Source organism: Streptomyces sp. NPDC057486 (assembly GCF_042802415.1).
GTDB classification, from domain to species: domain Bacteria; phylum Actinomycetota; class Actinomycetes; order Streptomycetales; family Streptomycetaceae; genus Streptomyces; species Streptomyces yanii.
Genome location: NZ_JBHVEE010000001.1, coordinates 215641 through 228940, shown reverse-complemented (window position 1 = coordinate 228940; position 13300 = coordinate 215641). Strand labels below are relative to the sequence as shown.

Genomic DNA, 13300 nt, shown 5'->3' with positions numbered 1-13300 from the left:
CGGGCTCAGGTCATGCGGGTACGTCAGTCAGCGGACCGCGACGGCTACTTGAGGTAGACGAGGCCGTCCGTCGTGATCGTCGGACGGCCCGAGGTGGCGACGACGACGATCTTGACGGTGTGCTTGGCACTGGTGGACCAGCTCTTCGTCCACAGGGCGTCGCGGTACTTGGTGGTGGACGACTTCAGGTCGACCGTGGCCACCTTCGTACCGTCGACGTACACGTACGCCTGGCCGGACGTGGCGGCGCGCGAGACCACCCAGGAGGCCGAACGGCCGGTGAACGTCCAGCTCAGGCTCGCAGCCTTGGAGGAGCTGGAGTACGACTTGCCGCCCAGGTACGAGGACGAGGACTTGGTCGTCCAGGTCCCGGTCTTCGTGGCCGAGGTCTCCTGGAGGATGACCGGGGTGCCGGAGACGGAGGCCGCCGCGGTGTTGCCCGCGAGGTCGTACGCGCTCATGGACCAGGTGGTCGCCACGCCGGACTTCGCGGTGTGCGAGGCGCTCGTGGTGGTCGGACCGTAGGTCTTGGCGACCGGAGCGGTCAGCCGGACCTCCTTGAGCGACGCGGTGTCGGTCGCCTTCCACTTCAGGGTGAGCGGGACGGCGGTGGTGTTCACCGTGCCGGTGCGCAGCGCGAGGTTCGGCTTGGTGGTGAAGCTCGGCGCCGTCTGGTCGGCGACCACGGTCGCCGCAGCGGACAGGGTCGTCTTCCCGGACTGGTGGGTGGCGCGGACCTGGACCGAGTGCGTGCCGACGCCGAGGGTGGCCTTCGCCGACGTGGCGGTGCCCGCGGCTGTGGCGACGCTCTTGCCGTCGACCAGCAGCTCGTACTTGGAGATGAAGGCGTTCGGCGTGCTCGCCGACCAGCCGACCGTGATCGCGGACTTGGTGTAGTACGACGTACCGGACAGGGTGGCGCCGGTCACCGACTTGATGGCCAGTCCGGTGACGGGGCCCGCGGCGAGGCTGCGGATCGTGGGCAGCTGCCCGTACAGCTTGGTGCCGGGGCACTCGGTGTTGAAGCCGTCGCGGTGGCCGGAGATCTGCTTGAACGAGTACTGCGTACCGGCGGTGAAGGCCTTCCCGAAGCCGTTGGACCCGGTGGCGCCCGCGGTGAGCATGGTGCTGCCCGCCGGGTCGCCCTTGTACTGGCCGAGCTTCCACGCGGCGATCCGGGCCACCGAGGTGGTCACCGCACTCGGGGCGGCCGTGTCCGTGTAGGTGCCGAGGACGGAGATACCGGTCGACTCACGGTTGAAGCCGTAGGTGTGCGCGCCGAGGACCGGCCGGTCAAGGCCGCCCTTGCGGCCCTCGAAGATCGTCCCGCACTTGTCGACCAGGAAGTTGTAGCCGATGTCCTTCCAGCCCTCGCTCTTCACGTGGTACGCGTAGATGCCGCGGACGACGGAGGCGGAGTCGGCGCAGGAGTAGTTGTTGGTCCCTGCGGTGTGGTGGACGAAGACGGCCTTGACCGTCTCGTTGTACTCCGGCGCCTCCGGGCTGATCGACTCGTCGGCTCCCCAGCCCGCACGCGAGGTGATGGGCGGCTTGGGCACGGTGGACGGCGGAGCGGGCGGCAGCGACGCGGACGGCGAGGTGCTCGCGGTCGGTGAGGAAGTGTCGCTCGCCGTGGGGGAGGGGCTGTTCGTGGCCGTCTCGGAAGGTGTCACGGACGGCGGCTCGGATGCCGGGGCGGTGTCGGACTCCGTGGCCGAGGGGGTCGGTTCCTCGGTGGCCGTCGGATCGGCCGCGGGGGTTTCGGACGACGACGGGTCGTCGGTGGGGGCGTCGGTCTCGGCGACGAAGGCGGCCGGGTCGGCGTGCAGCGACGAGCCCTTGCCGGGGTCGATGGTGTCCAGCCGTAGCCCGGCGGGCAGCTTCGAGGAGACCTTGGCGCCCGCGGTGACGCGTACCTCGACGCCGTTGGACGGGCCGACCCACCGCGGTTCGGTGGCCCCGCGGACGCCGGAGCGGCCCGCCTCCGTGCGGCCGTCGTTGTCGGTCTCCAGCGGCAGCCAGGACGACCAGGTGCCGTTCGAGGCCGACCTGGTCCGTACCTCGACCGCTCCCGTCACCTTCGCCGCCGGGTCGGTCCAGGTGACCCCCAGCATGCTGAAAGGTGCGGTGTCCCGCCGGCCGAGCGACGCGGAGCTGCCGTCCGCGGCCACCTTCAGTTCCGTCTTCCGTACATCGGTCCTGACCGGACCGGCCTTGCTGTCACTGTCATTCGCCGAGTCGTCGGTCACGTTCTGAAACACCACGAAACCCGCCACGGCTGCCGTCGTCACGGCAGCTGTGGTCCATATTCTTCGGTGCGATCTCACGTATATCCCTCGGGGTGTCACGGGGGGTGGCAAGGAGCCGTGGCATCACGGCGTTCGCACAGCTTTCCATGACTGTCCGCCGACCCGTCCAGCCACCCCCGGCACCTGGCTTGGTCTTTACCCTGTTCGGCGGGTCGGGCGCGGTCGGCGGCGACGATCCGGCGGAGAGGATTCAGCGCGACGCGAACCGGTCCAACGCCTCCAGCACGGCCCGGCCGGTCGCCGCACCGCCCAGATGCCCTGCCCCGTCGATCACGGTCAACTCCGCGTCCGGCCATGCCTTGGACAGCTCCCAGGCGGTGATGAGGGGCCCGCCCAGGTCGAACCGGCCGTGCACCAGTACCCCCGGGATCCCGGCCAGCCGCCCGGCGTTCCGGATCAGCTGCCCCTCCTCCAGCCAGGCTCCGTTGGAGAAGTAGTGCGAGCAGATCCGCACCAGGGCCTGCTGCGCCCTGCCCGGCCTGCCGCTGTACGGGGGCGGTCCCGCGTACGTCTCGTGGGAGAGCACCGCGTCCTCCCACGCACACCAGTCCGCCGTCGCCCTCGCCCGTACCTCCGGGTCCGGGCTCTCCATCCGCCGGGCGTAGGCGGCGAGGACGTCCGGGGTCGGCCTGCCCTCGGCCTCCGGCACCCCGGCCCGGAACAGGTCCCACGCCTCCGGGAAGATCTGCCCGGCGCCCCGGTACAGCCAGTCGATCTCGCTGCGCCGGGTCGTGGTGACGGCCGGGATCACGATCTCGGAGACCCGGTCCGGATGTTCCTCGGCGTACGCCAGGATCAGCGTCGACCCCCAGGACCCGCCGTACAGCAGCCATGTGTCGATCCCGAGGCGCACGCGCAGGCGCTCCATGTCGGCGATCAGACGGTCGGTCGTGTTGTACCGCATGTCGGCGGCGGGGTCGCTCGCGTGCGGGGTCGACCGGCCGCAGCCCCGCTGGTCGAAGAGGACGACGCGGTACCGGTCCGGGTCGAAATACTGCCGGGCCCACGCCCCGCACCCCGACCCGGGACCTCCGTGGACGACGAGCGCGGGCTTGCCGTCCGGATTGCCGCAGACCTCCCAGTACACGAGGTTGCCTTCGCCGACGTCGAGCATCCCGTGGTCGTACGGCTCGATCGGCGGGTACTTCTCGCCGGGTTCATGGTCCATGGCGGCATCCTCCTGGGTCCGGGCGGAAGAGTGCACACCAGGGTGGGGCGTAGCCTGGCTGCCGTGAATTCCATCGCCCGGATCCTGACCGTACTCGACGGACTACTCACCGAAGCGGGCCCGGAAGAGCGTGGTGCCCTCTGGCAACTGGCCGAAAATGGTCGTGAGTTGGACGCCAATCTGGTGCGTCTGCCGCCGGGCGCCGAGGTCGGCGAGCATCAGGAGGACGTCCTGGACGTCCTTCTCGTCGTCATCGCGGGCAGCGGCCGGGTCACAACCGGGGGCGACGTGCTGAGCCTGGCGCCGAGCACTGTCGTCTGGCTGCCCCGCACCTCCCGACGCGCCCTCGCCGCGGGAGCGGACGGTCTGGCCTATCTGACCGTTCACCGCCGCCGCCCCGGCCTGACCATCAAGCCCTCGGTCGCGCCCTCGACGGCGTACGAAGGCGGCGAGGCGCCCTGCATGCTGGACCGGGTCTGCCCCGAGTGCGGCCGGCTCTCACCGGACCCGGCACCGGTGTTCTGCAGCCAGTGCGGGGAGCGGTTCCCGGAGCGCTGAGCCCACGGGGGTACTAGCGTGGACCCATGCCGCACGCCCCCGCGCTCCTCGTCATCGACATGCAGAACACCCTGGTGGCCATCGCGCACCGGGCCTTCGAGACCGTCGCCACGATCGCCGGGCTCCGCGAACGTGCCAGGGCTGCGGGCGTACCGATCGTGACGATTCAGCACCGGGGCGAAGGGCTGGAGGCCGGCACCGAAGGCTGGCGGATCGTGCCCGAACTCGCGCCCGCCGCCGACGAGGAGGTCGTCCACAAGACCAGCGCGGACAGTTTCCTGGACACCGGTCTCGACGAGACCCTCACGGCGCTGGGAGTCACCGAGGTGGTCGTCACCGGGTTCGCGACCGAGATCTGCGTGGACACCACGGCGCGGCAGGCGCTGAGCCACCGGTACAACCTGGTGCTGGTGGCCGACGGGCACACCACGTCCGTCCGGCCCGACGCCGGCGAGTACGCCGCGCCGGACCGGTCGATCGCGCACCACAACGAGATCTACCGGCACATCGACTTCCCCGGGCGGAGCATCCGCGTGCTGCCCGCGTCCGAAGTGGACTTCGCGGTCCTTCCGTAGCGGGTGGCGCGGCCGCGCCCCGGCTCGTCGACGCGCCGCTCCGGGTGGCTCCCTTCGCGGAATTCCTGCCACGTAATACCTCGCAAACAGAGGTAAAATGGGTATGTGGTGGCGAGTGATCTCCCCGATGAACTCGCCGGACTTCTGCCCCGCATCCAGCGGCTCGCCCGGCGGAGACTGTGGAGCGGTCTGCCCACGCCCCGGCTGCGCGGAGCGCACGCGGAACTGCTGCGGCTGGTTGCCGCCCGGCCCGGAATCCGGGTCTCGGCGGCCGCGCGAGAGCTCTGCCTCGCGCCCAACTCCGTCTCCACCCTGGTCAACCACCTCGTCGGGGAAGGCCTGTTGCGTCGGGAGCCGGACCCGGGCGACGGGCGTGCCGCGCTCCTCCACCCGACCGCGGCGGGAGTCGACCGGCTGCGCGACTGGCGGGCCCGGCGCGACGCGCTCTTCCGCGAACACGTGGCGAGACTCGACGCCGCCGACCGGGCCGCGCTGACCGCCGCGCTCCCGTCACTGCGCAGACTCGCCGAGTCGCTGCGCGAAGGAGAGGAGACCCCATGACTCCCGCTCTCAGCTGCACCGGTCTGACCTATTCCTTCGGCACCTCGAAAGCCGTCGACGGCCTGGACCTGCTCGTCCACCCCGGTGAGGTCTTCGGACTCCTCGGGCCCAACGGCGCGGGCAAGACCACCACCCTGCGTGCGATCGCCACACTGCTGCCCGTACCTCCCGGCGTCATCCATGTGTTCGGCCACGACGCGGCCCGGCAGAAGATGGCCGTACGGCGCCTGCTCGGTTACGTACCGCAGCAGCTTTCGGCCGACGCCGCCCTCACCGGCCGGGAGAACGTCGCCCTTTTCGCCCGTGTCTTCGACGTCCCCCGCCGCCACCGTGCCGCCCGCGTCGGGCAGGCGCTGGACGCGGTCGGGCTCGGGCCCGAGGCGCACCGGCTCGCCGCCACGTACTCCGGTGGCATGGTGCGCCGCCTCGAACTCGCGCAGGCGCTGGTCAGCGCACCCCGCCTGATGATCCTGGACGAGCCGACCATCGGCCTGGACCCGATCGCGCGCGACAGCGTCTGGGACCGCATCACCGAGATCCGTGTCGGCACCGGGATGACCGTGCTGGTCACCACCCACTCCATGGAGGAGGCCGACCAGCGCTGCGACCGGCTCGCCCTGATGCATCTGGGCAGACTGCGCGCGCTCGGCACGCCCGCCGAGCTCAAGAACGAACTGGTCGCGCACCGCGAGGAGTCCGGCGATGCGGCTCTGCCGCCACCGACCTTGGAGGACGTTTTCCGGTACCACTCCGGAAGCGGCCTGGACGACCCCGGTGCTCCCGGGGAGAAGGGAGCCTTCAACGATGTCCTCCGTACCCGTCGCACCGCGTCCCGCCGCGGCTGAACCCGGCTCGCCCGACCGCCGCTTCGCCCTCCTCCTGGAACCGCCACCCGCCCGCACGGGCTGGCGCGTCGTCCCCGCGCGGGTCGTGGCGATGTGCGCCGTCGAACTGCAGAAGCTGCGCCACGACCGCGCCGAGATCTACACCCGCGCCGTCCAGCCCGCGCTCTGGCTGCTGATCTTCGGCCAGACGTTCTCCCGTATCCATGCCATCCCCACCGGCGGCGTCCCGTATCTCGACTTCCTGGCGCCCGGGATCATCGCCCAGTCCGCCATGTTCATCGCGATCTTCTACGGCATCATGATCATCTGGGAGCGGGACTCCGGCGTCCTCACCAAACTCATGGTCACGCCGACGCCCAGGACCGCCCTGGTGGCGGGCAAGGCCTTCGCCGCCGGGGTGAAAGCCGTGATCCAGGCGGCGGTCGTCATCGTGGTCGCCGTGGCGCTCGGCGTCGGCATGACCTGGAACCCGCTGCGACTGCTGGGCGTGGTCGTCGTGGTCGTCCTCGCCTCCGCGTTCTTCTCCTGCCTGTCGATGTCGATCGCCGGGATCGTCCTCACCCGCGACCGGCTGATGGGCATCGGCCAGGCCATCACCATGCCGCTGTTCTTCGCCTCCAACGCGCTGTACCCGGTCGCGCTGATGCCCGGCTGGCTCCAGGCGATCAGCAGGGCGAACCCGCTGAGTTACCAGGTCGACGCCCTGCGTGGACTGCTCATCGGTACGCCGGCCCACCTCGGCCTCGACTTCGCGGTACTCGTCCTCGCCGCGGTCGTCGGCATCGTCGCCGCCGGTTCGCTCCTCGGCCGGCTCGCCCGCTGACCGCGTCGTACGACGGTTCTCGACGGCCCGGCCGCCGAGCGGCGCGCGGCTGACGCCAGTGCTGCGGCCCGGCACCAGGGCGTGTTCGAGATGTGGGCCCGGTGCGGGTCGGTGCGGGTCGCGATCCGAGTGCTGCTGTGTGCCGGATGCCTCAGCCGCTCCGCCAGGGACGGAGCTTCTCGGGGTTTCGCACCGCCCAGATGTGTCTGATCCGGTCTCCCACGATCTCGAACGCGAACACGGTCGCGATGTTGCCGTCCTGCTGCGCCACCAAGCCGGGCAGGCCGTTGACCGTGCACTCCAGGAACGTCGTGCGGTCGCCCGACACACGGGCGATCTCGGCGTAGCCACGTGCGATCTGCTCACCGCCCACGATCGGGTGCAGGTGGGTGACGGCCAGCCCTCCGCCGTCGGCGGTCGCGGTGGCGTCGGGGTCGAGCAGGGTGATCAGGGCGTCGATGTCCTTGGCCTCCCACGCCGTTCTGAACTGCCTGACGATGCCGGCCTGCCCGGCACTCGTGCCCGCCGGGGTCTGCGCAGTGCGGATACGACGGCGGGCGGACGAGGCCAGTTGGCGGCACGCCGCCGGAGTGCGGCCGACGATCTCGGCGACCTCGCCGAAGGGGTAGCGGAAGACGTCGTGCAGGACGAACGCGACGCGCTCGGCCGGGGTCATCGAATCCAGGACGACCAGGAAGGCCATCGTCACCGACTCGTCGAGGGTGACTCGATCGGCCGGGTCGATCCCGTCGACGCCGGAGGGGCCGGTGATCCACTCCGTGGGCTCGGGCAGCGGTTCCGGGATCCACTCACCCACGTACGTCTCCCGCCTGGCCCGCGCCGAGCCGAGCAGGTTCAGGCAGATGCGGCCGGCGACCGTCATCAACCAGGCGCCGGGCGACTCGATGGCCTGCTGCTCCCGTGCGGACATGGCGTACCAGCGGGCGTAGGTCTCCTGCACGACGTCCTCGGCGTCGACGAGGGACCCGAGGAGTCGATAGCCGAGGTTGATCAGCCGGCGCCGCTCGCTCATGATCGCGCCGAGGCCCGGATCGCTCTGATCGTCGCCGGGCTCGTCTCTGGTTGTCATGGTCCGGCCGTCTCCCCCGGTCGCCTCTGTGCCTCAACCCGTTACGACAGGACAGCACACCGGAATGTGAGGCCGACCGCCGCCTCACATTCCGAAGGGCTGCGTTGTCGTAACGGTGAGGACGAACAAGACGGAGAGGTGACTGACGATGAACGACTTCCAGGCCATCGCGGACCGCGTCGAGATCGAGGCACTGCGCGGCGAGTTCACCGACGCGGCGATGATGCGCGACCGACCCCGCCTGGCGTCGCTGTTCACACCGAACGGTGCCCTGCGCATGCCCAACATCCCCGCCGAGATGGTCGGCCCGGAGGAGATCCGTGCCGGGGGCGAGCGGCTGCAGAGCCAGTGGGACTTCTTCGTGCAGAACACACACCCCGGCACGATCCTGCTCGACGGCGACACCGCGACCGGCCGCGCCTACATCCAGGAACTCGCGCGCACCCTCGACGGACGCGAGGGTCTGAACTACGCCGTCTACCACGACCGCTACCAGCGCACCGCGGAGGGCTGGAAGTTCGCCGAGCGGGTGTACGAGGTCAGGTACCTCGACACCTCCCCGCTGGCGGGCACGGCGCCCCACGCGACTCAGGGCTCCGGGACCGACCCGGCAGACGCCACGGCCGCCCCGGCTCCGGCCGCATCCTTCGCCGACCCGGCATCGGTCGAACAACTGGAGCGGGTGGCCGCCGCGCTGCGTGCGGGCGGCTTCGCCGCCGAGATCCTCGACGACGCCGCGGCCGCGCGCGCCCGCATCAAGGACCTGGTCCCCGAGGGCGCCAGCGTGCTCACCGGAGCCAGCGAGACTCTCCGACTGTCCGGCATCGACGACGACATCAACGCCGGTGGCCGGTACGACGCCATCAGGCCGCGCGCCCTGGCCATCGACCGTGCCACCGGCGCCGACGAGATCCGAAGGCTGGTCGCCAGCCCCGAATTCGTCGTCAACAGCGTCGCCGCGGTCACCGAGACCGGCTCGCTCGTTCTTGCCTCGGGCAGCGGCAGCCAACTCCCTGCCAACGCGGGCGGCGCCGCCCACGCGGTCTGGATCGTCGGCGCGCAGAAGGTGGTGCCTGACCTGAGCACAGCGCTGCGCCGCGTCGAGGAGCACGCCCTCCCGCTGGAGAACGCCCGCGCCCAGGCGGCGTACGGGGTGCCCAGCGCCGTCAACCGGCTGCTCGTCCTCAACGCGGAACCCCGCCCGGGGCGCGGCACCGTGCTGCTTCTCCGAGAGGCCATCGGATACTGACCCGGCCCAGGGTCCGTTCGACGCACGGGCTCGGAGCCGGTCATTGACGGCGGGGATCTGGACGGTGGCTTCCCAGCGGACCGCGAGCCTGTCGTACCGGGTCGCCACCGCCCTGTGCCGCTCGAGGCGGTTGATTCCGCATTCCACGGCGTGACGGCGCTTGTACAGCTCCTGGTCGAAGCTGTACTCGCGTCCCCCGTGCGAGCCCTTCCTCCGCAGGTTCTGCCAGCGGCAGGCGGTCCCTACCTCGTGCGCGGCCGGTCGAACCAGATCGTCAGCAGCGTCGGGGCGAGCCCCACCCAGAAGATCACCTGCGGAACGCCCCGGTCCGTCCACGGCACCGCCGCGATCGCCACCGCGCAGAGCGTCCCCAGCACCGCCTGCACGAGCACCAGCCGCGCCCAGAACATCCGCCGCACCAGCGACCGCACGCTCAGCTGCACCCCCGCACGCAGCTTCCGGTAGCGCCGCCACGCGCCGAACGCCCAGACCACCCCGATCAACGCCAGCACGTAGAGCCGCCTGCCGAGCGGCAGCGGCAGGTCGGGCGCGTCCCCGTCGGACGGGAAGAGGTTGATCGCCGCGCCCGCCATCAGCAGGCTCAGCACGGCGAGCCACCGGGTGCCGCGCAGCATCTGGAACACCGCCCGGTCCAGTCCCAGCCGCAGCCCCGCCGAACCCGGGTCGGCGGCCAGCGCCGACGCGTACACCTCGGCGCGCTGCTTCGGCTTCACCCCGGGCGCCGCGGCCTGCCGGTCCGCGTGCTCGCGCAGCGCCCATGCGTCGGTGGGGTCGATCCGCAGGGTCTCGCGCACCCCCAGCTCGACGAGGTCGCTCCGGCCGTTGAGCAGGGCGGCCTTCCACAGTGCGTAGTATGCCCCGGTCTCCTCCGGGCCCAGCCGGACCGCCTCCTGCGCCGCCTGCAGCGCCTCGGGCCAGCGCGGCTGCCAGGCACCGAGCGCCTCGGAGAGCGCGACGTACGACTGCCACATGTGCGGGGCGAGCCGCACCGCCTCCTGCGCCGCCGCGAGGGACTCGTCGGGGCGCGTCGTCCGGCGCATCCCGTAGGTCCGGACGATCAGCGCGTCGACGTGCTCCGGGTCGATCGCCAGCGCCGCCCCGGTCGCCTCGATGACCTTGTCGTACTCCTTGACCCGCAGATGGCAGCGGGCCAGCTTCGCCCACGCCCGGACGTCCTCGGGGTCCTGGGCCAGCCGCTTCGCCAGCAGTGCCTTCGCCTCGTCGACGCGGTCGAGCGAGAGCAGCGCGGACGCCTGCTCGGTGAGGTCCTGCCCGGCGGTGGTCACAGCTTGCGCTTCCTCTTCAGATAGGCGAGCAACTCGTCATACATCCCGCCCTCGTTGGCGAACATCGCCACGTTGCGCGCCGAGGCGAACCAGGGGTCGGTGGACGGCCGGACCTCCTTCGCCGCGGCCAGCAGGTCCTTCATATTGATCATCCGGACCGTGCCGGTACGGGTCGAGTCGAGCAGCGCCCGCTCGGACGCGGACTCGCAGAGGTGCGCCAGATCGGCGCCGGACAGGTCCTCGGTGACCTTGACCAGCTTGCCCAGGTCGACGGACTCGATCGGCCGGTCGCGCAGGTGGTAGCGGAGGATCGCCTCGCGGGCCGGCGCGTCCGGCGGCAGGACGAGCAGGGTGCGGTCGAGCCGGCCGGGGCGTCGCAGTGCGATGTCCACGTCCCAGGGGACGTTGGTCGCGGCGAGCACGAACACGCCCTCGTTGGCCCCGTCGACGCCGTCGAGCTCGGTGAGCAGTTGGTTGACGGTGTTGCGCATTCCGCCGTGGTGCATACGGCTTCGCTTGGCGCCCAGCGCGTCCACCTCGTCGAGGAACAGCACGCACGGCGCCTGACGGCGGGCGGTCTCGAAGACCTCGTGCATGTTGCGCTCGGAGTTGCCCATCCACATGTCGAGCACGTCGTTGATGGACACGGACATGAAGCTCGCCCCGAGCTCTCCCGCGACGGCCCGCGCGATGAACGTCTTCCCGCACCCGGGCGGCCCGTACATCAACAGCCCGCCGCGCAGGCTCTTTCCGTACAGCCGGCCGAGCTCGGGGTTGCGCATGGGAGCGAGGAACGCGGCTTCGAGGCGCTCCTTGATCTCGTGCATGCCGCCGACGTCTGCGAGCGTCACGGAACCCGGGGTGTCGACCTCCCAGGTGGTGGCGTCGCCCGGGGCGTCCTGACCGTCCACCGGGACCGGGGCCCCGGGAGTCTCGGATGTGACGAAGCGGGGCGGCACGGCGCCCCTGATCTCGTCCTCGGCGGCACGCCAGTCGAACCCGGCGGTCGGTGCCGCGGGCGCCTCAGGTGCGGTCGGTGCCTCGGGGGCATCCGGTGCCTCCGGGGCGGCCGCGGGCATGCCCATGGCCCGGACCATGAGAGCCCGTGCGGCGGAGTCGCCCGGCGCATGCTGAAGCGCGACGGCAGCCTCGGCGACGGCGGCGTCGCTCAGCCCCTCGCCGAGCAACAACTCGGCGAGATGCAGCCGAAGAGGCACGTCGGAGGGCGCCGCGGCAACAGCGGTACGCAGACTCTGGATCAGCGGGGACTCGTTGGACATGCCAACACCCTATTGAGCGGTGGCGAATCCCAGAAAGGCGGTCCAGGCGGCGGGGGAGAGGGCGAGGGCGGGGACGGTGAGGTCCTTGGAGTCGCGGACGTGGACGGTGCGGGGGCGGGTGGCGACCTCGACGCAGTTGCCGCCCTGGTCGCCGCTGTAGCTGCTCTTGAGCCAGTTGAGGTCGGTGCTCATTCTTCCCCTGCCACCTCTTCGATCAGTTTCATGGACGCTTCCGGGCTGAGCGCCTGCGCCCGCAGAATGCCATACTTGCCGAACAGGTCGCCCAGGTCGGGCTGTTGACTCACGAAGAAGCTGCCGCTCTGCCCTTCGACGTAGGCGAGGCGGTTCCGTTCAGCCGTCTCCAGCAGGACGAACGGGCCGTTGAGCCCGGCGTGAGTCGTCCGGTCCGGGGTCATCACCTGAATCTGTACGTTCCGCAGCTGTGCGACATCAAGGATGTGGCGGAGCTGCCTTCTTCGTACCTGGCGGCCCCCGATGGGCCGCGTGAGCGGATGCAGCTCCAGTACGAAGCCGATGTCCGCCGCCGGTCTGCGGGTAAGAAGCTTCTGCCGTTCCAATCGCGCCACGACCCGCCCCTCGATCTCTTCGTCGTCGAGAGACGGGTGGTGGTTGGTGAACACCGCGCGGGCGTGCTCCTCGGTCTGAAGCAGACCGGGTACTGCGTGCGTTTCGTATTCGTGCCGTGCGGAGGCTCCGATCTCCACCGAGGCGAACTCTTCGAACCATGAGGCCAAATGGCTGGGGCGCAACTCTGCCCCTGCGGCCAGCAGTGCACCTTGTGCACCCAGCACCTCGTCCGCCCGCGCGATGAAGTCGCCCTTCGGCGGTCGCTGCCCCCGTTCCACCATCGCCACCTGGGACTTGGAGAAGCCGACCTTCAGCCCCAGGGCCTCCTGCGACAGCTCTGCCCGCTCCCGGAAGAAGCGCAACAGCGTCCCGAACATCTGGGCGTTGCCGCCCCCTTGGCCGCCCGAGTGCACAGCCCACCTCCCGAGTGCACAACAGTGCACAGACGCCTTGTGTCCCTGGTCACGGTACGTGTGGGGCGCGACGCTTTCCGTATGGAACGGAAAAGTTCACTGGACCCGGTGCCCTCGTGGGTGCCTGCGAGCGGGCATGCCCTTCGGTATGCGGGCATCCACTTCGACGCCGTACGGATCGGTGGCCTGTGGGGCGAGCAAGTCGCTTACGAGATACTGCAGTTCACCGACTTTCGGGCGGGCCCCATCGTGCGCTCGCGGATCGGGGCGCGGAGCATGTATTTCCTGTTGCCGCCGCAAACCGCGCGTGCCCACCGCTGGCCGGCCGGTGCGGAGGTGATGAGCCGGGACGGGCGGGCGGCGGCGTTCGTCGGGGTGCCGGCGCTGCATGGGCTGACCTGGCCGCTCGACTGGCGCTCCCCACCCACGCCCGAGGCGCCGTTCGTGAATGCGGAGCTGCTGCACGAACTGACGGTGACTGTACCGGCGGGTGAGGCGGAGGTCCCCTGAAGGGGCCCTCGCGGCAGGCGCGTT

Annotated in this window: 14 protein-coding genes; 7 read left to right on the top strand and 7 right to left on the bottom strand. The window is 70.7% G+C overall.

Going from position 1 to position 13300, the window contains the following annotated elements:
- Positions 1-44 precede the first annotated feature (44 nt).
- A complete protein-coding gene (locus ACFU6I_RS01155; RefSeq protein ID WP_384360066.1) occupies positions 45-2327 on the bottom strand; it encodes an N-acetylmuramoyl-L-alanine amidase in 2283 nt (760 codons plus the stop codon).
- A gap of 172 nt (positions 2328-2499) precedes the next feature.
- Positions 2500-3477 carry a prolyl aminopeptidase gene (gene pip / locus ACFU6I_RS01150; RefSeq protein ID WP_384360064.1) on the bottom strand — a complete coding sequence of 326 codons (978 nt, stop codon included), beginning with the start codon at positions 3475-3477 and terminating at the stop codon, positions 2500-2502.
- Positions 3478-3540: 63 nt separating this feature from the next.
- Here pip and ACFU6I_RS01145 point away from each other — a divergent pair, with 63 nt between their 5' ends.
- The 5 genes from ACFU6I_RS01145 to ACFU6I_RS01125 all read left to right on the top strand — a co-directional run bounded on the left by ACFU6I_RS01145 (position 3541) and on the right by ACFU6I_RS01125 (position 6839).
- On the top strand, positions 3541-4035 hold the full coding sequence (locus ACFU6I_RS01145) for a cupin domain-containing protein (RefSeq protein WP_384360062.1): 495 nt from the start codon (positions 3541-3543) through the stop codon (positions 4033-4035).
- A gap of 26 nt (positions 4036-4061) precedes the next feature.
- Positions 4062-4610: an isochorismatase family protein gene (locus ACFU6I_RS01140; protein ID WP_384360060.1), complete on the top strand. Its 549-nt coding sequence runs from the start codon at positions 4062-4064 to the stop codon at positions 4608-4610.
- Between the two features lie 105 nt (positions 4611-4715).
- On the top strand, positions 4716-5171 hold the full coding sequence (locus ACFU6I_RS01135; protein WP_345512215.1) for a MarR family transcriptional regulator: 456 nt from the start codon (positions 4716-4718) through the stop codon (positions 5169-5171).
- Positions 5168-6016 (top strand): ABC transporter ATP-binding protein, encoded by an 849-nt coding sequence (locus ACFU6I_RS01130; protein WP_384360058.1) that lies wholly within the window; start codon positions 5168-5170, stop codon positions 6014-6016. Before ACFU6I_RS01135 ends, ACFU6I_RS01130 begins: the two co-directional genes overlap by 4 nt.
- Positions 5976-6839 (top strand): ABC transporter permease, encoded by an 864-nt coding sequence (locus ACFU6I_RS01125; protein ID WP_384360056.1) that lies wholly within the window; start codon positions 5976-5978, stop codon positions 6837-6839. The genes ACFU6I_RS01130 and ACFU6I_RS01125 overlap by 41 nt, the downstream gene beginning before the upstream one ends.
- Before the next feature lie 151 nt (positions 6840-6990).
- On the opposite strand, the gene sigJ is transcribed toward ACFU6I_RS01125, so the two are convergent.
- The gene (gene sigJ / locus ACFU6I_RS01120; RefSeq protein ID WP_384360054.1) at positions 6991-7929 is read right to left on the bottom strand and encodes an RNA polymerase sigma factor SigJ; all 939 of its coding nucleotides are present in this window, start codon (positions 7927-7929) and stop codon (positions 6991-6993) included.
- A 148-nt stretch (positions 7930-8077) separates the two neighbouring features.
- Here sigJ and ACFU6I_RS01115 point away from each other — a divergent pair, with 148 nt between their 5' ends.
- The gene (locus ACFU6I_RS01115) at positions 8078-9178 is read left to right on the top strand and encodes a nuclear transport factor 2 family protein (protein ID WP_384360052.1); all 1101 of its coding nucleotides are present in this window, start codon (positions 8078-8080) and stop codon (positions 9176-9178) included.
- Between the two features lie 242 nt (positions 9179-9420).
- Here the strand turns inward: ACFU6I_RS01115 and ACFU6I_RS01110 are convergent, their stop codons facing one another.
- Genes ACFU6I_RS01110 through ACFU6I_RS01095 form a run of 4 tightly spaced genes read right to left on the bottom strand, consistent with a single transcriptional unit; the run spans position 9421 to position 12730 of the window.
- On the bottom strand, positions 9421-10485 hold the full coding sequence (locus tag ACFU6I_RS01110) for a tetratricopeptide repeat protein (protein ID WP_384360050.1): 1065 nt from the start codon (positions 10483-10485) through the stop codon (positions 9421-9423).
- Positions 10482-11765: an ATP-binding protein gene (locus ACFU6I_RS01105; protein WP_384360048.1), complete on the bottom strand. Its 1284-nt coding sequence runs from the start codon at positions 11763-11765 to the stop codon at positions 10482-10484. Before ACFU6I_RS01105 ends, ACFU6I_RS01110 begins: the two co-directional genes overlap by 4 nt.
- Before the next feature lie 9 nt (positions 11766-11774).
- Positions 11775-11957 (bottom strand): DUF397 domain-containing protein, encoded by a 183-nt coding sequence (locus ACFU6I_RS01100; protein ID WP_384360046.1) that lies wholly within the window; start codon positions 11955-11957, stop codon positions 11775-11777.
- Positions 11954-12730, bottom strand: coding sequence for a helix-turn-helix domain-containing protein (locus ACFU6I_RS01095; RefSeq protein ID WP_384360044.1), 777 nt, complete (start codon positions 12728-12730; stop codon positions 11954-11956). Before ACFU6I_RS01095 ends, ACFU6I_RS01100 begins: the two co-directional genes overlap by 4 nt.
- 117 nt (positions 12731-12847) lie before the next feature.
- On the opposite strand from ACFU6I_RS01095, the gene ACFU6I_RS01090 reads away from it, so the two are divergent.
- Complete coding sequence (locus ACFU6I_RS01090; RefSeq protein WP_384360042.1) at positions 12848-13276, top strand: hypothetical protein; 429 nt, start codon at positions 12848-12850, stop codon at positions 13274-13276.
- Positions 13277-13300: the final 24 nt, after the last annotated feature.

Coding starts and splice junctions, on each gene's coding strand:
- sigJ (WP_384360054.1), bottom strand. CDS start 7,929: ATGACAACCAGAGACGAGCCCGGCGACGATCAGAGCGATCCGGGCCTC.
- pip (WP_384360064.1), bottom strand. CDS start 3,477: ATGGACCATGAACCCGGCGAGAAGTACCCGCCGATCGAGCCGTACGAC.
- ACFU6I_RS01125 (WP_384360056.1), top strand. CDS start 5,976: ATGTCCTCCGTACCCGTCGCACCGCGTCCCGCCGCGGCTGAACCCGGC.
- ACFU6I_RS01090 (WP_384360042.1), top strand. CDS start 12,848: ATGGAACGGAAAAGTTCACTGGACCCGGTGCCCTCGTGGGTGCCTGCG.
- ACFU6I_RS01100 (WP_384360046.1), bottom strand. CDS start 11,957: ATGAGCACCGACCTCAACTGGCTCAAGAGCAGCTACAGCGGCGACCAG.
- ACFU6I_RS01140 (WP_384360060.1), top strand. CDS start 4,062: ATGCCGCACGCCCCCGCGCTCCTCGTCATCGACATGCAGAACACCCTG.
- ACFU6I_RS01095 (WP_384360044.1), bottom strand. CDS start 12,730: ATGTTCGGGACGCTGTTGCGCTTCTTCCGGGAGCGGGCAGAGCTGTCG.
- ACFU6I_RS01130 (WP_384360058.1), top strand. CDS start 5,168: ATGACTCCCGCTCTCAGCTGCACCGGTCTGACCTATTCCTTCGGCACC.
- ACFU6I_RS01105 (WP_384360048.1), bottom strand. CDS start 11,765: ATGTCCAACGAGTCCCCGCTGATCCAGAGTCTGCGTACCGCTGTTGCC.
- ACFU6I_RS01115 (WP_384360052.1), top strand. CDS start 8,078: ATGAACGACTTCCAGGCCATCGCGGACCGCGTCGAGATCGAGGCACTG.